The 18,117-nt window shown below is 56.6% G+C and carries 14 protein-coding genes; 8 read left to right on the forward strand and 6 right to left on the reverse strand.

Going from position 1 to position 18,117, the window contains the following annotated elements:
* Together M8370_RS02615 and M8370_RS02620 are read right to left on the reverse strand one after the other, a co-directional pair.
* Positions 1-489 (reverse strand): PilN domain-containing protein, encoded by a 489-nt coding sequence (locus tag M8370_RS02615; RefSeq protein WP_013099077.1) that lies wholly within the window; start codon positions 487-489, stop codon positions 1-3.
* Positions 486-1,262: a type IV pilus biogenesis protein PilM gene (locus M8370_RS02620; protein ID WP_029882166.1), complete on the reverse strand. Its 777-nt coding sequence runs from the start codon at positions 1,260-1,262 to the stop codon at positions 486-488. The genes M8370_RS02615 and M8370_RS02620 overlap by 4 nt, the downstream gene beginning before the upstream one ends.
* A gap of 120 nt (positions 1,263-1,382) precedes the next feature.
* Here M8370_RS02620 and mrcA point away from each other — a divergent pair, with 120 nt between their 5' ends.
* The gene (gene mrcA, locus M8370_RS02625; protein WP_013099079.1) at positions 1,383-3,935 is read left to right on the forward strand and encodes a peptidoglycan glycosyltransferase/peptidoglycan DD-transpeptidase MrcA; all 2,553 of its coding nucleotides are present in this window, start codon (positions 1,383-1,385) and stop codon (positions 3,933-3,935) included.
* 82 nt (positions 3,936-4,017) lie between these two features.
* Here mrcA and nudE read toward each other — a convergent pair whose 3' ends face one another.
* Positions 4,018-4,578, reverse strand: coding sequence for an ADP compounds hydrolase NudE (gene nudE, locus M8370_RS02630; RefSeq protein ID WP_029882167.1), 561 nt, complete (start codon positions 4,576-4,578; stop codon positions 4,018-4,020).
* 325 nt (positions 4,579-4,903) lie between these two features.
* Between nudE and M8370_RS02635 the strand changes: the two genes are divergently transcribed.
* The 4 genes from M8370_RS02635 (at position 4,904) to hslO (ending at position 9,089) form a co-directional block, all read left to right on the forward strand.
* Complete coding sequence (locus M8370_RS02635; protein WP_013099081.1) at positions 4,904-7,042, forward strand: intracellular growth attenuator family protein; 2,139 nt, start codon at positions 4,904-4,906, stop codon at positions 7,040-7,042.
* A gap of 62 nt (positions 7,043-7,104) precedes the next feature.
* A complete protein-coding gene (yrfG, locus tag M8370_RS02640) occupies positions 7,105-7,788 on the forward strand; it encodes a GMP/IMP nucleotidase (RefSeq protein WP_013099082.1) in 684 nt (227 codons plus the stop codon).
* Positions 7,785-8,186, forward strand: a complete 402-nt coding sequence (hslR, locus tag M8370_RS02645; protein WP_013099083.1) for a ribosome-associated heat shock protein Hsp15 — start codon at positions 7,785-7,787, stop codon at positions 8,184-8,186. The genes yrfG and hslR overlap by 4 nt, the downstream gene beginning before the upstream one ends.
* 24 nt (positions 8,187-8,210) lie before the next feature.
* Positions 8,211-9,089, forward strand: coding sequence for an Hsp33 family molecular chaperone HslO (gene hslO, locus M8370_RS02650; RefSeq protein WP_250020453.1), 879 nt, complete (start codon positions 8,211-8,213; stop codon positions 9,087-9,089).
* A gap of 34 nt (positions 9,090-9,123) precedes the next feature.
* Here hslO and M8370_RS02655 read toward each other — a convergent pair whose 3' ends face one another.
* Complete coding sequence (locus M8370_RS02655; RefSeq protein ID WP_248048827.1) at positions 9,124-10,872, reverse strand: DUF4153 domain-containing protein; 1,749 nt, start codon at positions 10,870-10,872, stop codon at positions 9,124-9,126.
* Between the two features lie 335 nt (positions 10,873-11,207).
* Here M8370_RS02655 and pckA point away from each other — a divergent pair, with 335 nt between their 5' ends.
* Positions 11,208-12,827 (forward strand): phosphoenolpyruvate carboxykinase (ATP), encoded by a 1,620-nt coding sequence (gene pckA, locus M8370_RS02660; protein WP_014833557.1) that lies wholly within the window; start codon positions 11,208-11,210, stop codon positions 12,825-12,827.
* Positions 12,828-12,923: 96 nt separating this feature from the next.
* On the opposite strand, the gene envZ is transcribed toward pckA, so the two are convergent.
* Together envZ and ompR are read right to left on the reverse strand one after the other, a co-directional pair.
* The gene (gene envZ, locus M8370_RS02665; protein WP_029882169.1) at positions 12,924-14,270 is read right to left on the reverse strand and encodes a two-component system sensor histidine kinase EnvZ; all 1,347 of its coding nucleotides are present in this window, start codon (positions 14,268-14,270) and stop codon (positions 12,924-12,926) included.
* Positions 14,267-14,986 (reverse strand): osmolarity response regulator transcription factor OmpR, encoded by a 720-nt coding sequence (ompR, locus tag M8370_RS02670; protein WP_006177890.1) that lies wholly within the window; start codon positions 14,984-14,986, stop codon positions 14,267-14,269. The genes envZ and ompR overlap by 4 nt, the downstream gene beginning before the upstream one ends.
* A gap of 232 nt (positions 14,987-15,218) precedes the next feature.
* On the opposite strand from ompR, the gene greB reads away from it, so the two are divergent.
* Together greB and M8370_RS02680 are read left to right on the forward strand one after the other, a co-directional pair.
* Positions 15,219-15,692, forward strand: coding sequence for a transcription elongation factor GreB (gene greB, locus M8370_RS02675; protein ID WP_013099090.1), 474 nt, complete (start codon positions 15,219-15,221; stop codon positions 15,690-15,692).
* Positions 15,693-15,778: 86 nt separating this feature from the next.
* Positions 15,779-18,109 carry a Tex family protein gene (locus M8370_RS02680; RefSeq protein WP_013099091.1) on the forward strand — a complete coding sequence of 777 codons (2,331 nt, stop codon included), beginning with the start codon at positions 15,779-15,781 and terminating at the stop codon, positions 18,107-18,109.
* Positions 18,110-18,117 lie beyond the last annotated feature (8 nt).

Here is an 18,117-nt window from a genome sequence, read left to right on the forward strand (position 1 = left end):
TTACCCCTGGCCTGTGAGCTGAAAAGTGAACATCCAGCGCCCGTGATTATCCTGCCGTATCTCCCCTGCTGACCCTGGGGTAAAACCCGCTATTTGTCGCAGAGCATCACCCATTGCCGACAGGGCGGGCAGTGCTGAGGCATAGCCGTTAATCATCAAAGAGGGCGGTTGGTAACGAAGCTCAGTGAACCAGGCCTGAGCCGGAATGGCATCGGAGAGTGACGCCAGCACCGGGTGCCACGCCATACGCTGTGGCTGGCGCGTGGGAGCGGGTGTGGCAAGAGGTAGACGAGAAGACAGCGCGCGCTGCACGGTCTGCATGCCCGCCAGTTCAGCCTGCAGGGCGTGCAGTTTCAGGTGGGCGTGCATGCTCAGACTGAAGACCGTTGCCAGCGTCAGAATACAGGTGGCCGCAGACAGCCCTCCCCAGAACCGCACGCGGCGCGCGCGTCGTTGCTGTCGCCACGGAAGAAGATTGGTCATGCTCATTCAGGCACCTCGCTCATGGCCAGCGCCAGCGCGACGGTATAATCGGCACCGCACTCCGGCAGCGGGGGCTGACAGCGAGAGACGAACTCCCACGGGTCGCGCTGGCTATCAAACAGCGCGATATCGTCCGGCGCGAGAGCCAGCAGTGCCGCCAGTTCAGCCACGCTTTTGGCCTCGGTAGCGAAGCGGCGTCCCCACTGGTGGCGCATTGCCCACAACCACTGATGTTCGTCTCGCCACGCGACACACTGCGCCGGTGCCACCGCAGGAAGAAAATTTGCCAGCGCGCTGGCATCCGGGGTAATCGTCACCAGCCGTAAATGCAGCGTTTTCGCGAGCGTCAGTAGTGTTTCAACCTCTTTGTTTTGCGCAGCGGTGACATGAAATGTGTTGCTGAACGTGTCCTGCGCGTAATCGAAGCACAGCGCATCAGGGGACATCTCCAGCTCACGCGAGAGCGCAGCCCCTAGCCAGGAGAGCTGTTCGCTGTCGCGCAGAGCGATAGCCGGGCGGGGCAACGATCTTTGCAGGGTACGCGCCGCCGGAAATGAGAGAAACACCCGGTGCTGATGCGGCAACGTACGCCGCCAGCCGCGTAATGCGTCAAGCAATTGTTCTGGCTGACAAATTTTCCCGTCGAGGATGATGCCTTCCGTCAGCGGTATCGCCCACCAGCGGCGCAGACACCAGCTGAGACGCTCACGAACCAGCGCGACAATCAGCACCCTATCTTGTTGAATATGAACGCCCGTTTGCCATGTTTTGAAAGCCATGCTTCACGATCTCCTTATCGCCCGTCGCCGTGACGGCTATATCAATGAATCAGGCTTGCCTTTATACTACCGCGCGATTGTTTAGAAACTGCCCAAGTGAAACCAGATGGGAAATCTCCGGTGAAGTTCGTAAAGTATTTATTAATCCTTGCAGTGTGTTGCATTCTGCTGGGAGCAGGCTCGATTTATGGTTTGTACAAATATATTGAGCCGCAGCTACCTGATGTCGCTACGCTTCGTGATGTGCGGCTCCAGATCCCAATGCAGGTCTACAGCGCCGACGGCGAGCTGATGGCGCAGTACGGCGAAAAACGCCGTATCCCGCTGACCTTAAACCAAATTCCCCCTGTGATGGTGAAGGCCTTCATCGCCACAGAGGACAGCCGTTTTTACGAACACCACGGCGTTGACCCGGTGGGGATTTTCCGTGCCGCAAGCGTTGCGCTGTTCTCCGGGCATGCCTCTCAGGGGGCAAGTACCATTACGCAGCAGCTGGCGCGTAACTTCTTCCTCAGCCCTGAAAAGACGCTGATACGTAAGATAAAAGAGGTGTTCCTCGCGATCCGCATTGAGCAGTTGCTGAGTAAAGACGAAATCCTTGAGCTTTACCTCAACAAGATCTATCTCGGTTATCGCGCCTATGGCGTGGGTGCTGCGGCACAGGTGTACTTCGGCAAGCCCGTGGAGCAACTGACCTTAAGCGAAATGGCGACCATTGCCGGCCTGCCTAAAGCCCCGTCCACGTTTAACCCGCTCTACTCGCTCGATCGCGCCACCGCACGTCGCAATGTCGTTCTGTCACGTATGCTGAGCGAAGGCTACATCAGCCAGAGTGAATATGAGCAGGCACGCAACGATGTCATCGACGCCAACTACCATGCGCCGGAGATCGCCTTCTCTGCCCCGTATCTGACCGAAATGGTTCGCCAGGAAATGGTCAGCCGTTATGGGGATAAGGCCTATGAAGATGGTTATCGCGTATACACCACGGTTACCCGTAAAGGGCAGCAGGCAGCACAGGATGCGGTGAGAAATAACGTGATGGACTACGATATGCGTCACGGCTATCGCGGCCCGTCCAACGTGCTGTGGAAGGTGGGCGAAAGCGCCTGGGACAGTAAAAAAATCACCAGTACGCTGAAAGCGCTGCCTACCTACGGCCCGCTGCTGCCTGCGGTGGTGACGCAGGCCACGCCTCAGGAAGCCGTAGCAACGCTTGCGGATGGCACCTCAGTCTCCTTGCGTATGGACGGGATCCGCTGGGCGCGTCCGTACCGCTCTGACACCTTACAGGGACCAACGCCACGCAAAGTGACCGATGTCGTACAAACCGGACAACAAATCTGGGTGCGTCAGGTGGGCGATGCCTGGTGGCTGGCGCAGGTGCCAGACGTCAACTCCGCGCTGGTCTCCATTAACCCGCAAAACGGTGCCGTGCTGGCGCTGGTGGGTGGGTTTGATTTCAACCAGAGCAAATTCAACCGCGCGACGCAGGCGCTTCGTCAGGTCGGTTCGAATATCAAACCGTTCCTCTACACGGCGGCGATGGATAAAGGCTTAACGCTTGCCAGTATCCTCAATGACGTGCCGATCTCTCGCTGGGATGCCGGTGCCGGTTCCGACTGGCAGCCGAAGAACTCGCCGGCGGAATACGCAGGTCCTATTCGCCTTCGTCAGGGGCTGGGTCAGTCGAAAAACGTGGTGATGGTGCGTGCAATGCGTGCGATGGGCGTCGATTACGCGGCAGAGTATCTGCAACGTTTTGGCTTCCCGGCACAGAACATCGTGCGCACCGAATCGCTGGCGTTAGGCTCGGCATCGTTCACGCCGTTGCAAGTGGCGCGGGGGTATTCGGTCATGGCCAACGGCGGCTTCCTGATCGACCCGTACTTCATCAGTAAAATCGAAAACGACCAGGGCGGGGTGCTGTTCGAAGCGAAACCGAAAATTGCCTGTGCGGAGTGCGATATTCCGGTGATTTACGGCAATACGCCGAAGTCTGACGTGCTTGAAAACAAGGACATGGAAGATGTCGCCGTGTCGCAGGAGCAGCCGAACGGCGTGGTGCCGCAGCCACAGCTGGAACAGGCAAACCAGGCGCTGGTGGCGCAGAGCGGTGCGCAGGAGTATGCCCCGCATGTGATCAACACCCCGCTGTCATTCCTGATCAAGAGCGCGTTGAATACCAACATCTTCGGTGAACCGGGCTGGCAGGGTACCGGCTGGCGTGCCGGGCGTGATTTACAGCGCCACGATATCGGCGGTAAAACCGGGACCACCAACAGCTCGAAAGATGCCTGGTTCTCCGGTTACGGCCCGGGCGTGGTGACTTCGGTCTGGATCGGTTTTGACGATCACCGCCGCGATTTAGGCCGCACCACGGCGTCTGGCGCGATCAAAGATCAGATTTCCGGCTACGAAGGTGGGGCCAAAAGTGCGCAACCAGCCTGGGATGCCTATATGAAATCCGTTCTTGAGGGCGTGCCGGAGCAGCCGCTGACGCCACCGCCGGGCGTGGTCACGGTCAATATCGACCGCAGCACCGGGCAGTTAGCCAACGGTGGCAATAGCCGTGAGGAGTATTTCATCGAAGGTACGCAGCCAACCACGCAGGCGGTGCATGAGGTGGGTACAGAGATTATTGATAACGGCGAGACGCACGAGCTGTTCTGACACCAAAGCAAAACGGCAACCTCGGGTTGCCGTTTTTGTGTTTGTTCCCTCTCCCGTGGGAGAGGGTTGGGGCATCAGGCCACTACAGCCGCCCCTGCCCCTTCAGCCATTCCCGCACCAGGAACAGCGCGCTCACGTTACGCGCCTCATTGAAGTCAGGATCTTCCAGCAAATCCATCAGGTGCGCCAGTGGCCAGCGAACCTGGGGCAGCGGCTCCGGCTCGTCACCTTCCAGCGATTCAGGGTAAAGATCTTCAGCCACCACAATGTTCATTTTGCTGGAAAAATAGGAGGGAGCCATGCTCAGCTTTTTCAGGAACGATAGCTCTTTCGCGCCAAACCCAACCTCTTCTTTCAGCTCGCGGTTTGCTGCTTCAAAGACCGTTTCACCCGGATCAATAAGCCCTTTCGAGAAACCCAGTTCATAAGATTCCGTGCCCACTGCATACTCGCGGATCAAAATCAGATGGTCATCAACAATGGGGATGATCATCACCGCTTCACGCGATGAGGGGCGCATACGTTCATAAACGCGACGCACGCCGTTGCTGAACTCCAGGTCCACACTTTCGACATTAAACAGCCGGGATTTCGCGACAGTTTCAACACTCAGAATGGTGGGTTTTTGTAGTGGTTTGCTCATCTTGACGGGTCTTTGAAGTGTGAACTGACTTTATTGTGCGATACGCCGCACGGTTTCGGCAATGTCAATTGTTCTTTATTTACATTTGTGCAACCTGACAGGAATCAATCCTCAAATCAAAACAAATGTCAAGAGGTTGAAATGTTTCCAGGAATTTGCTGATATCGCGCCATGACAGGCTTTGCTATCATCATCGGTCACTGGGATGCGCTGCAGAATGCTCAAGTTCGACTCCATGCTTGCCGATAGCCAACCACAGACTCTCATTCATTGTTAAAGGTGCACTGACTACACCTGTAAGAAGATAAAGTAAGATGGGGAAAGCATGAGCACCATTTTGATCGTTCTCGCTGCTATGCTGGCCGGCGCTTTAGTTGCAGGGTGGGTATACAGGCGTCGCGTACAGCGTCGTTTCAGGCTGCCCTTTTTAACGGCCTTTGCCGGTGCCACAACGCGTAAACTCACGCAAGAAGAGCGCGATGCTGTTGAGAACTATCTCGAAACCCTCAACCGTTCCCAGTTAACGCCCGGGCCAACGGGGGCTACGGCTGCGCCTGTCACCCTCAATCTGAACGCACAAAGCGACACCGTGCTCTGCGTGACGCGCTCCATCACCCGTTATGGCATCACGACTGACGATCCCAATAAATGGCGTTACTACCTCGACTCCGTTGAAGTGCATCTGCCTCCCTCCTGGGAGCAGTACATTAATGACGAAAACAGCGTTGAGCTTATCCATACCGATTCGCTGCCGCTGGTCATCTCCCTGAACGGCCATACGCTGAATGAATACATTCATGAAGCACCGCGCTTTGCGCTGGAACGCGCGAGTTCAAAGCAGGCCTCCATTCGCGGTGAAGAGACCGAGCAAATTGAACTGCTGAACATTCGTCAGGAGACTCATGAAGAGCACGCCCTGAGTCGTCCGGATGGCATTCGCGAGGCGGTCCTGATTGTGGCCGCCTTCCTGCTCTTTTTCTTCTGTCTGCTGACGCCGGATGTGTTTGTCCCGTGGCTCGCGGGCGGTGCGCTGCTGCTGTTGGCCGCCGGGCTGTGGGGGCTGTTTGCGCCTCCGGCCAAAACCTCTTTGCGTGAAATTCACTGCCTGCGCGGCACCCCTAAGCGCTGGGGCCTGTTCGGTGAGAACGATCAGGAACATATCAACAATATCTCCCTCGGGATTATTGACCTTATCTATCCGCGCCACTGGCAGCCATGGATTGCACAGGATTTGGGGCATAAAACCGATATTGATATCTATCTTGACCGCCATGTTGTGCGTCAGGGGCGCTTCCTCTCCCTGCACGATGAAGTGAAAAACTTCCCGCTTCAGCACTGGCTACGCAGTACGGTTATCGCCGGGGGCGCAGCGCTGGTCTTTGCTCTGTTGCTGCTGTTCGTGCCGCTGGATATGCCCATCAAATTCACCCTGTCGTGGATCAAAGGGGCACAAACCGTAGAAGCCACCAGCGTTAAGCAGCTGGATGACGCTGGCGTGCGGGTGGGTGATACGCTCCGTCTGAAGGGGACCGGGATGTGTAACATCCACACCCCAGGGGCCTGGAATACCCGTCAGAACTCGCCGTTCATGCCGTTCGACTGCTCGCAAATCGTCTGGAACGATGCGCCGCCGTTGCCGCTGCCGGAATCAGATGTCGTCAATAAAGCCACTGCGCTCACCCAGACGCTCAACCGCCAGCTGCACCCGAAAACCGATGATGATTCACGCGTCAGCCCTGCCCTGCGTTCTGCCATTCAGAAATCCGGAATGGTACTGCTGGATGACTTTGGCGAAATCGTATTGAAAACACAGGATTTATGTTCCGCACAGGATGAGTGCGTTCGCCTTAAAAATGCGCTCGTGAACCTGGGTAACAGCAAAGACTGGGACTCGCTGGTGAAGCGCGCCGAAGCGGGTCGTCTGGACGGCGTGAACGTGCTACTGCGCCCAGTGAGTGCCGAATCGCTGGATAACCTGGTGGCGACCTCTACCGCGCCGTTTGTGATGCGTGAAACCACCCGTGCGGCCCAGGCGCTGAATAGCCCGGCGCCTGGCGGCTTTGTGATTGTCAGCGATGAAGGCAGCGACCTGGTCGATCAGCCTTATCCGCAAATTGCCCTGTACGACTACCCGGCTCAGGAACAATGGGGGCAGTTCCAACGTCTGGCGCAGATGCTGATGCAAACGCCATTCAGTGCCGAAGGGATTGTGACCAGTATCTTTACCGATGCCAACGGTACGCGCCATATCGGCCTGCACCGGATGCCTGACAGCGCGGGTTTATGGCGTTATATCGGTACATCACTACTGATGATCGCCATGCTGGTGTCTATTTTCTGGAACGGCATTATGGCCCTGCGCCGTTACCAGCGTTCGCGCACCCGGCTTGCTGAGATCCAGCAATACTACGAAAATTGCCTTAATCCTAAGCTGGTCCCCTCCTCTGAGAGCCTGATCGGATAACATCGCTGCGCGACAAGTTGTGCTACCCTGTCGCGCACGTTTCTTCTGGCTGGAGTTCCCCTATGCATCTTGATATCGCCTGGCAGGAGGTTGATACCGTCCTGCTGGATATGGACGGCACGCTGCTCGATCTCGCCTTTGATAATTACTTCTGGCAAAAGCTGGTCCCGGAGACCTATGGCGAACAGCAGGGTATCTCCCCGGCAGAAGCGCAGGAATTCATTCGTTCGCAATATAGCGCGGTGCAACATACGCTAAACTGGTACTGTCTGGACTACTGGAGCGAACGACTCGGTTTGGATATTTGTGCCATGACCACCGCCCAGGGCCCGCGCGCCGTACTGCGTGAGGACACCGTGCCCTTCCTGGATGCGCTGAAAGCAAGCGGCAAGCGCCGTATTTTGCTGACCAACGCCCATCCGCATAATCTGGCCGTGAAGCTGGAACATACGGGTCTTGCGTCACACCTTGATTTATTACTTTCCACCCACACATTTGGTTATCCGAAAGAGGATCAGCGGTTGTGGCATGCGGTGAAGGAAGAGACCGGTTTACAGCCGGAACGCACGCTGTTCATTGATGACAGCGAGCCCATTCTGGATTCCGCTGCGGCGTTTGGCATTCGCTACTGCCTGGGCGTGACCAATCCTGACTCCGGCCTGGCGGACAAAAGCTATCTGCGGCATCCGGGGCTGGGCGACTATCGTCAGATGATCCCCTCACTGACCGTGAAGGAGACGCCATGAAAGAAAAACCCTCAGATGGGGTAAGACTGGATAAATGGCTGTGGGCAGCCCGTTTTTATAAAACGCGCGCCCTTGCCCGCGAGATGATTGACGGCGGAAAGGTGCATTACAACGGCCAGCGTAGCAAGCCGAGTAAGCTGGTTGAACTGAATGCCACCTTAACGCTGCGTCAGGGCAACGATGAACGAACGGTGGTGATTAAAGCCATTACCGAACAACGACGGCCCGCATCTGAAGCCGTACAGCTTTATGAAGAGACGGCTGAGAGCATTGAAAAGCGCGAAAAGACCGCGCTGGCGCGCAAAATGAATGCGCTGACCATGCCCCACCCGGACCGGCGACCGGATAAAAAAGAGCGCCGCGACCTGATGAAATTTAAACACGGTGAGACCGAGTAACCCTCACCTGCACGAGAGACTATTATGGCCCAACACGACCAATTACACCGCTATCTGTTTGAACAATTCGCCGTGCGTGGCGAGCTGGTCACCGTATCCGAAACCTGGAAACAGATTCTGGAAAACCACAACTACCCGCTGCCGGTGAAAACCCTGTTGGGCGAACTGCTGGTTGCCACCAGCCTGCTGACCGCCACGCTGAAGTTTGCCGGTGATATCACCGTGCAGCTACAGGGTGATGGCCCGATGTCGCTGGCCGTGATCAACGGTAACAATCAGCAGCAGATGCGCGGCGTCGCGCGCGTTCAGGGCGACGTTCCTGAAAATGCCGACCTGAAAACGCTGGTGGGGAATGGCTACCTGGTGATCACCATCTCCCCGGAAGAAGGTGAACGCTATCAGGGCGTGGTCGGTCTGGAAGGTGATACCCTGGCCGCCTGTCTGGAAGATTACTTCATGCGTTCAGAACAGCTGCCAACTCGCCTGTTTATCCGTACCGGTGAAGTAGACGGGCAACCCGCTGCAGGCGGTATGCTGCTGCAGGTTCTGCCCGCACAGGATGCGCAGACCAATGATTTTGAGCACCTGGCGACGCTGACCGAAACCATCAAGGCGGAAGAGCTGTTCAGCCTGTCGGCGACCGATGTGCTGTGGCGTCTGTATCATGAAGTAGAGGTGACGGTTTACGATCCGCAGGCCGTGGAGTTTAAGTGCACCTGTTCACGTGAACGCTGCGCTGGCGCACTGAAAACCCTGCCGGATGAAGAGATCGACAGCATTATGGCTGAAGACGGTGAAATCGATATGCACTGTGACTACTGCGGTACGCACTATGTGTTCAACTCGATGGATATCGCTGAGATCCGCAACAACGCCTCTCCGGCGGATCCGCAGGTTCACTGATCATAAAGCAACGGCTCCACAAGGAGCCGTTTTGTTAACGCACCAGTGCATTATCGTAGTTTATCTCTACGCGTTCACCGAAGATCTCAATATCTGCCCACGGCTTCACAGCGGGTTTCACCTTCCCCTGCTGCACTGCGCGTTCCAGCTCTTCCCGTGATAAACCATCAGGCATTTTCCAGGTATCGCCTGCCAGCTTCCAGCCGGTACCGGTTTGCGTGTACACCACAATCGTGCGGTCGCTAAACTGATAAATCACCGCTTCAGGCTTGCCGTCGCCGTTCAGATCCAGTGACATCAGTAAACAGGTTTTCCGCTCGCGGCTGCAGGAATCAAATCGGTACTGGTTATTCAGCATCGCCTGCCATAACCCCTTGTCGGGGCGAGACGTACCCGGTGCGAGTGTGAACTGCTTCTCAAGCATCCCGGCTGTCATCTTCCCTGCTCCGTCCCGGTTTCCGCTTAGAAGGCCGTACAGCTCACGCTGGCGCTTTGGCTCAGCCATAAACTGCCGATCGTATTGCAGCGTCTGCATGGCTTCGCGTCCCTTACGCCCGCTGTTGCTGAGCATATACAGGCTGACCTGATCCGCGTTGATGCGTCCGTCGTGGTAGCGCGCCATATGGCTTTCAACGCTGATACGCCACGGATCAAGCACCGGCGTATGAATCAGGATCAGGAGAATGAGCGCAAGTAACCCCGTTAGCGGGATAACGGACGCCTGCAGCTTTTGTGCCTGGCGGCGACAGAAGACAACGCTTATGCAAAATCCTACCGCCCAGACCAGCGCCACCAGCGTAATGAGCACGCCATACAGACGCTCCGGCGACCAGCCATATTGCGAAATGCGCAGCCATAACGCCCACCCTGCTAACACCGGATAGGCGGGAACGATAGCGATGGCGAGACGAACCATCCCGTTGAGAAGCGCATAGTAAGGTAGCGTCTGACGCTGCGGATGCCAGACAATCGTCACCAGAAAAAGGAGCAGTAGCGCTAAGGCGGTCAGCAGGCCCGCCGCGGATATCCGTGCGGAAATGGCCTCAAAGCCCATCACGGGCAATGCGCCAATGAACAGCAGCGCTAAGGCCGCCATCAGAGGCAACAGGCCGGTGGCGATCAGGGTAAGCAGGTTCTGTAATGCACGCATCAAGCGCACCTGCATACGCGCCAGCACGGCGACACTGGCAGAAACCACGCCAATCGCCACTGAAATAAACCAGTCAGACTGGAAGAAAAGGCGATCAAAAAACTGAATGCCAATGAGTTTGAAGAGTTCAGCCCAGAGGAAAAGCACCAGCCAGAAGAGGCCGTTAGAGATAAAAATAGTGAGTATAGTCAGCGCGTTGTGCCAGTGCTTATCGTAAAAATCACTGTAGAACGAGGCCGTCGTCGCAGGCGACAGACGCCTTTGCAGCCATGGCAACATCAATAGCATCATCAACAGAAGATGAAAGCCCCAGACGAGCACGGCCTCTTTAATTTGCCAGTGTTCAAGCCCGGACACGCTCCACTTAAGCCAGGCCCCCATACCGGCGACAACAACGCCAACGATCGCGAGCGCCAGCCAGAGTAACGGTTTTCTGAATGACGTCACGGAAAGCGCGACAGTGGCGGTCATCGCCACCGTTGCAGGCATCACGCACAAAGACCACACCGTATCGGATGGCAATTTCGCATACGCAATGTACTCGCTGATCCCATAGCAAATCAGCCCCTGTAAAGCGCCCGCCAGCACGATGGCCAGGCGCGTTGAAGGGGATAACGTTTCACTGTTTTCCATCTCTCATCCCTTTTCCAGAAAAGCGTATTGTTTCATCAATCCGCGGACGACATGAATCGTTTTCATACTGTAACCCTTACGTAATTTTCTTACGTGTATGCGATTACATTCACATTCTTTCCGATAAAATCACCAGCCATTAACCTTTTCGGAACATTTTCCCCAACAAAAAAGCGATTCCTGCGATAATCCGCCTGCCCTGTGACTGGAGTCGCAGCGTTTTCCGTTAGTAAGGGTTTTGACCAGATACGTAAATCTATGAGCCCCGTCGCGGTTAACAACCTCAGAAAAACCCTACAATTTCAGGCAGTACATATTGGCTAAGGAGCAGTGATATGCGTGTTACTGGTTTAACCCCGCAAGATCTCAAGGCTTATGGTATTCACGACGTCCAGGAAATCGTCTACAACCCCGATTACGATACGCTGTATCAGGAAGAGCTCAATCCAGCACTGGAAGGATACGAGCGAGGTGTGTTGACTAACCTTGGTGCTATCGCCGTCGATACCGGTATCTTTACCGGTCGTTCGCCGAAAGATAAGTATATCGTCCGAGACGAAACCACCCGCGACACGCTGTGGTGGGCTGACAAGGGCAAAGGGAAGAACGATAACAAACCGCTCTCCCCGGAAACCTGGCAGCATCTGAAAGGGCTCGTCACCCAACAACTTTCCGGCAAGCGTCTGTTCATTGTCGACGCTTTCTGCGGCGCTAACGCCGACACCCGTCTTTCCGTGCGTTTTATCACCGAAGTGGCCTGGCAGGCACATTTCGTGAAAAACATGTTTATTCGTCCAACCGACGAAGAGCTGCAGACGTTCAAACCCGATTTCATCGTGATGAACGGTGCCAAATGCACCAACCCACAGTGGCAAGAGCAGGGCCTGAACTCCGAGAACTTTATCGCCTTTAACCTGACCGAGCGTATCCAGCTGATTGGCGGTACCTGGTACGGCGGCGAGATGAAGAAAGGCATGTTCTCGGTCATGAACTACCTGCTGCCGCTGCGCGGTATCGCCTCTATGCACTGCTCAGCGAACGTCGGTGAAAAAGGGGATGTGGCGGTGTTCTTTGGCCTGTCCGGCACCGGTAAAACCACCCTGTCTACCGATCCAAAACGTCGTCTGATTGGGGATGACGAACACGGCTGGGATGACGACGGCGTGTTTAACTTCGAAGGCGGTTGCTACGCGAAGACCATTCGTCTGTCTGAAGAAGCTGAGCCGGATATCTTCCATGCCATCCGCCGCGATGCGCTGCTGGAAAACGTCACCGTACGTGCCGACGGCTCTATCGACTTCGACGACGCATCCAAAACCGAAAACACCCGCGTTTCCTACCCGATCTATCACATCGACAACATTGTGAAGCCGGTGTCGAAAGCGGGTCATGCGACGAAGGTGATTTTCCTGACGGCGGATGCGTTCGGCGTGCTGCCGCCGGTTTCCCGCCTGACTGCCAGCCAGACGCAGTATCACTTCCTCTCCGGTTTTACCGCCAAACTGGCGGGCACCGAGCGGGGCGTGACGGAGCCAACCCCAACGTTCTCTGCCTGCTTCGGCGCGGCCTTCCTGTCGCTGCACCCGACGCAGTACGCAGAAGTGCTGGTAAAACGCATGCAGGCCTCCGGGGCGCAGGCGTACCTGGTTAACACCGGCTGGAACGGTACCGGCAAGCGTATCTCCATCAAAGATACCCGCGCCATTATCGACGCCATTCTGGATGGTTCTCTGGATAACGCTGAAACCTTCACCCTGCCGATGTTTGATCTGGCTATTCCAACGGCGCTGCCGGGCGTGGATACGCATATCCTTGACCCGCGTAACACCTACGGATCCCCGGAACAGTGGCGTGAGAAAGCGGAAACGCTGGCGAAGCTGTTTATTGAGAACTTCGAGAAGTATACCGATACCCCGGCGGGTGAAGCGCTGGTGAGTGCGGGACCGAAGCTGTAGGTAAAAGCAAAAAGGCAACGAAAGTTGCCTTTTTTAATGGTTTCTCCCTCTCCCCGTGGGAGAGGGCCGGGGTGAGGGCATCAGGCCGCACCCCGATTACCCCTCTTTCACCTGCCCCCGCGTCACCGGCACCGGCAACCAGGCGCGAATGCTCAACCCACCCCGCTCGCTGGTACCAATCTCCAGCAACCCGTTATGGTTATCAACAATACGCTGCACAATCGCCAGGCCTAAACCGGTTCCGCTGGTGCTGCGCGCGCTGTCGCCGCGCACAAACGGCTGGAACAGATGCTTACGCTGCTCGGGCTTGATACCCGGACCGTCATCTTCCACCTGGAACCAGGCGCGGTTGAGTTCCGATCCGCTGCTGACTTTAATCCAGCCATTACCGTAGCGAGCCGCATTCACCACCATGTTTGCCACCGCGCGCTTGATGGAGAGCGGGTGCATACGAACCTGAATTTCACCGGCCTGAAGGTCGGTATCAATCTCACGCTCGTAGCCGCTTTCAGCCGCCACCACTTCGCCCAGCACCGCGTTCAGGTCAGCCATCTCCATCGGCATCTCCTGCCCGGTACGCAGGTAGTCAATAAACTGCTCAATGATGGCGTTACACTCTTCGATATCCTTGTTGATGGACTCGGCGAGATAACCGTCCTCTTCGCCCATCATCTCCGTCGCCAGTCGGATACGCGTGAGTGGCGTACGCAGATCATGGCTGACGCCCGCCATCAGCAGCGTACGGTCATCCGCCAGCTGTTTGACGCCAGCCGCCATATGATTAAACGCGCGCGTCACCGAACGCACCTCCGATGCGCCATATTCACGCAGCGGCGGCGGAATGATCCCTTTACCGACCTGGAGCGCAGCGTGTTCCAGGTCGACCAGCGGTCGGTTCTGTATACGGATAAACAGCCACGCGCCGCCTATCGCTAACAGCATGATGGCAAGGGTGTAGCGGAACAGCGGCGAGAAGTCGCCCTGGTGGATTTCGGTCAGCGGAACGCGCACCCAGATATTGGGCGACAGCCAGGTTTTCAGCCAGACGACCGGCGAGCTTTTGTTGACCTCAACACGCACCTCCGTCGGGCCCCCCAGCTGCTGCGCCATCTGCTGGCTGAGGAATTCATAGTGCTGTGCCCAGCGCAGACCCGCGTCTTCCGCCGCTTCATTCGAATAGAGCGAAATGCCCAGTTCACGGTAGATTTCACGGCGAAACGCCGGAGGAACCACTAACTGCGTGCCGTCCTCCAGCTGCAGTTTATCGGTCATCAGCATACGTACTTCGTACGCCAGGACCTTATTAAACTGCTGAAGGCTCGGCAGGATCGCAAAGTTCAGCACCACCAGGTAGGTTGTCACCAGGCTGACAAACAGCAGGGTGACAATCAAAAGCAGGGTACGGGCAAACGAGCTTCGCGGTGAGAAGCGCATTCGCCTCATGCTTTAGCGCCGTCCGGGACGAACACGTAGCCCAGACCCCACACGGTCTGAATATAACGAGGATGCGCCGGATCTTCTTCCACCATGCGGCGCAGACGAGAGATCTGCACGTCGATGGAACGTTCCATTGCCGAGTATTCACGGCCGCGCGCCAGGTTCATCAGCTTGTCACGGGAGAGCGGCTCACGCGGGTGGCTGACCAGCGCTTTCAGTACCGCGAACTCGCCGCTGGTGAGCGGCATTGGCTCGTCTTCACGGAACATCTCACGCGTGCCGAGGTTCAGCTTGAACTTCCCGAACGCAATCACCGCTTCTTCCTGCGACGGTGCGCCTGGCAGTTCGTTCGCCTGACGGCGCAGCACGGCCCGAATACGCGCCAGCAGTTCACGCGGGTTAAACGGTTTAGGAATGTAGTCGTCAGCGCCAATTTCGAGGCCCACGATACGGTCGACCTCTTCCCCTTTCGCCGTCACCATAATGATTGGCATGGGGTTGCTCTGGCTGCGCAGACGGCGACAGATAGAGAGCCCGTCTTCGCCCGGCAGCATCAGGTCGAGGACCATCAGATGAAAAGATTCACGGGTCAGCAGGCGGTCCATCTGCTCAGCGTTCGCGACGCTACGAACCTGGAAGCCCTGCTCGGTCAGATAACGTTCCAGCAGCGCACGCAGGCGCATGTCGTCATCCACGACCAGAATTTTGTAGTTCTCTTGCATTGTGTGTACTCCCAAAGGTTCGGATAGTCTAATAACAGCGTATTCTAAAAAAGTGCACGGGTTCGACCAGCGAATTCTGGTATAAATTCTAGTCGAAATTGTTACAAAGCATATTTAACAGCAGCTTATCTGCACAATTCATCACATAAATGATTATTAACGCTGTCTGATAGACTACGTGATACGTAATGTGCGCAATGTTTGCAATGAAGTCGAGTCTGAAGGTCACAGTATGAAAACGCCCCTGATCACCCGCGAAGGGTACGAAAAACTCAAAAAAGAGATGGATTACCTGTGGCGCGAAGAGCGTCCGGAAGTGACCAAAAAAGTTACCTGGGCGGCAAGCCTGGGCGACCGCAGCGAAAATGCTGACTACCAGTACAACAAAAAGCGGCTGCGTGAGATCGACCGTCGGGTACGCTATCTGACCAAATGTCTCGAGAATCTTAAAATTGTCGATTATTCACCGCAGCAGGAGGGCAAAGTCTTCTTCGGCGCGTGGGTAGAGATCGAGAATGATGATGGCAATACCCTGCGCTTTCGCATTGTCGGGTACGACGAAATTTTTGGCCGTAAGGATTACATCTCCATCGACTCGCCGATGGCCCGCGCGCTGCTGAAAAAGGAGGTGGGTGATTTAGCCGTCGTCCAGACGCCTGCCGGAGAAGCGAGCTGGTACGTCAATGAGATCACCTACGTAAAATAGTCCGAGAGCGCCCTCCACGGCTGGCATTTTACCGTGTCAGCCCGTATAACTATCCCCTGATTTTTGACCCACAAGATGATAAAGCCATGATGAAAGATTCGCTCTGCCGCATTATTGCGGGTGAACTTCAGGCCAGAGCCGAACAGGTAGAAGCTGCCGTTCGCCTGCTTGATGAAGGGAACACCGTGCCGTTTATTGCACGTTATCGTAAGGAAGTCACCGGCGGTCTGGATGACACGCAGCTGCGTAACCTGGAGACCCGTCTGGGCTACCTCCGTGAACTGGAAGACCGCCGTCAGGCAATCCTCAAATCCATCGGCGAACAGGGCAAACTGACCAGCGATCTGGAAAAGGCCATTAACGGCACCCTGAGCAAAACTGAACTCGAAGACCTCTATCTGCCCTACAAACCGAAGCGCCGTACGCGCGGGCAGATTGCAATTGAAGCAGGTCTGGAGCCGCTGGCCGAGCTGCTGTGGAACGAACCGTCACACGACCCGGAAACCGAAGCGGCCAAATTTATCGACGCTGACAAAGGCGTGGCAGACACCAAAGCGGCCCTTGATGGCGCACGCTACATTCTGATGGAGCGCTTCTCCGAGGATGCCGCCCTGCTCTCCCGTGTGCGTGATTATCTGTGGAAGAACGCCCACATCGTCTCTACCGTGGTGGCAGGCAAAGAAGAGGAAGGCGCGAAATTCCGCGACTACTTCGATCACCACGAACCGATTTCAACTGTGCCTTCTCACCGTGCGCTGGCCATGTTCCGCGGCCGTAATGAAGGCGTGCTGCAGCTCTCTCTCAACGCCGACCCGCAGTTTGATGAGCCGCCAAAAGAGAGCCACTGCGAGCAGATCATCACCGATCACCTCGGCCTGCGCCTGAATAACGCCCCGGCGGACAGCTGGCGTAAAGGCGTGGTGAGCTGGACATGGCGCATTAAGGTGCTGATGCACCTCGAAACCGAACTGATGGGCACCGTGCGCGAGCGTGCGGAAGACGAAGCAATTAACGTTTTTGCCCGTAACCTGCATGATCTGCTGATGGCCGCACCTGCTGGCCTGCGTGCGACCATGGGTCTCGATCCGGGTCTGCGTACCGGCGTAAAAGTGGCGGTGGTTGACGGCACCGGCAAGCTGGTGGCAACCGACACCATTTACCCGCATACCGGTCAGGCGGCGAAGGCCGCTGTAGTGGTGGCCGCACTGTGCGAGAAATATAACGTTGAGCTGGTGGCTATCGGCAACGGTACGGCCTCCCGCGAAACCGAACGTTTCTACCTCGACGTGCAGAAACAGTTCCCGAAAGTGACGGCGCAGAAAGTTATCGTCAGCGAGGCCGGGGCGTCCGTCTATTCTGCGTCAGAGCTGGCGGCCCAGGAGTTCCCGGACCTGGACGTCTCCCTGCGTGGTGCGGTCTCTATCGCCCGTCGTCTGCAGGATCCGCTGGCGGAACTGGTGAAGATCGACCCGAAATCCATCGGTGTGGGCCAGTATCAGCACGACGTGAGCCAGACGCAGCTGGCGCGTAAGCTGGATGCGGTGGTGGAAGATTGCGTAAACGCCGTGGGCGTGGACCTGAACACCGCCTCCGTTCCTCTGCTGACCCGCGTTGCAGGCTTAACCCGCATGATGGCGCAGAACATCGTTGCCTGGCGTGATGAGAACGGTCAGTTCCAGAACCGCCAGCAGTTGCTGAAGGTAAGCCGTCTGGGGCCGAAAGCGTTTGAGCAGTGTGCGGGCTTCCTGCGCATCAACCACGGCGATAACCCGCTGGATGCGTCAACCGTTCACCCGGAAGCCTACCCGGTGGTTGAGCGCATACTGGCAGCGACCCAGCAGGCACTCAAAGACCTGATGGGCGACAGCAACGCGCTGCGCAACCTGAAAGCGGTCGATTTCACCGACGAGCAGTTCGGCGTGCCGACCGTGACCGACATCATCAAAGAGCTGGAAAAACCGGGCCGCGATCCGCGTCCTGAGTTCAAAACCGCGACCTTTGCCGACGGCATCGAGACCATGAACGACCTGCTGCCGGGCATGGTGCTGGAAGGCGCCGTCACCAACGTCACTAATTTTGGCGCTTTTGTCGATATCGGCGTGCATCAGGATGGCCTGGTGCATATCTCATCGCTCGCCGATAAGTTCGTTGAAGATCCACATACGGTGGTCAAAGCGGGCGATATCGTGAAGGTGAAAGTGCTGGAAGTGGACCTGCAGCGCAAGCGAATCGCCCTGACCATGCGTCTGGACGAGCAGCCAGGTGAAACCAACGCGCGCCGCGGCAGTAACGGCGGTAGCCGTGAGCAGCAACGCCCTGCCGCTAAAGGCGCGAAGCCGCGCGGGCGTGATGCGCAGCCAGCGGGTAACAGCGCAATGATGGATGCGCTGGCGGCCGCGATGGGTAAGAAACGCTAAGGTTGTAA

It is taken from the genome of Enterobacter cloacae complex sp. OE43NF (assembly GCF_023544405.1).
Taxonomy (GTDB): domain Bacteria; phylum Pseudomonadota; class Gammaproteobacteria; order Enterobacterales; family Enterobacteriaceae; genus Enterobacter; species Enterobacter cloacae.

What these genes read in the sequence shown, in the direction of transcription:
- M8370_RS02680 (WP_013099091.1), top strand. Translation starts at nt 15,779, where the DNA reads ATGATGAAAGATTCGCTCTGCCGCATTATTGCGGGTGAACTTCAGGCC.
- M8370_RS02615 (WP_013099077.1), bottom strand. Translation starts at nt 489, where the DNA reads ATGAGCATGACCAATCTTCTTCCGTGGCGACAGCAACGACGCGCGCGC.
- hslR (WP_013099083.1), top strand. Translation starts at nt 7,785, where the DNA reads ATGAAAGAAAAACCCTCAGATGGGGTAAGACTGGATAAATGGCTGTGG.
- ompR (WP_006177890.1), bottom strand. Translation starts at nt 14,986, where the DNA reads ATGCAAGAGAACTACAAAATTCTGGTCGTGGATGACGACATGCGCCTG.
- M8370_RS02620 (WP_029882166.1), bottom strand. Translation starts at nt 1,262, where the DNA reads ATGGCTTTCAAAACATGGCAAACGGGCGTTCATATTCAACAAGATAGG.
- envZ (WP_029882169.1), bottom strand. Translation starts at nt 14,270, where the DNA reads ATGAGGCGAATGCGCTTCTCACCGCGAAGCTCGTTTGCCCGTACCCTG.
- greB (WP_013099090.1), top strand. Translation starts at nt 15,219, where the DNA reads ATGAAAACGCCCCTGATCACCCGCGAAGGGTACGAAAAACTCAAAAAA.
- pckA (WP_014833557.1), top strand. Translation starts at nt 11,208, where the DNA reads ATGCGTGTTACTGGTTTAACCCCGCAAGATCTCAAGGCTTATGGTATT.
- yrfG (WP_013099082.1), top strand. Translation starts at nt 7,105, where the DNA reads ATGCATCTTGATATCGCCTGGCAGGAGGTTGATACCGTCCTGCTGGAT.
- M8370_RS02635 (WP_013099081.1), top strand. Translation starts at nt 4,904, where the DNA reads ATGAGCACCATTTTGATCGTTCTCGCTGCTATGCTGGCCGGCGCTTTA.
- nudE (WP_029882167.1), bottom strand. Translation starts at nt 4,578, where the DNA reads ATGAGCAAACCACTACAAAAACCCACCATTCTGAGTGTTGAAACTGTC.
- M8370_RS02655 (WP_248048827.1), bottom strand. Translation starts at nt 10,872, where the DNA reads ATGGAAAACAGTGAAACGTTATCCCCTTCAACGCGCCTGGCCATCGTG.
- hslO (WP_250020453.1), top strand. Translation starts at nt 8,211, where the DNA reads ATGGCCCAACACGACCAATTACACCGCTATCTGTTTGAACAATTCGCC.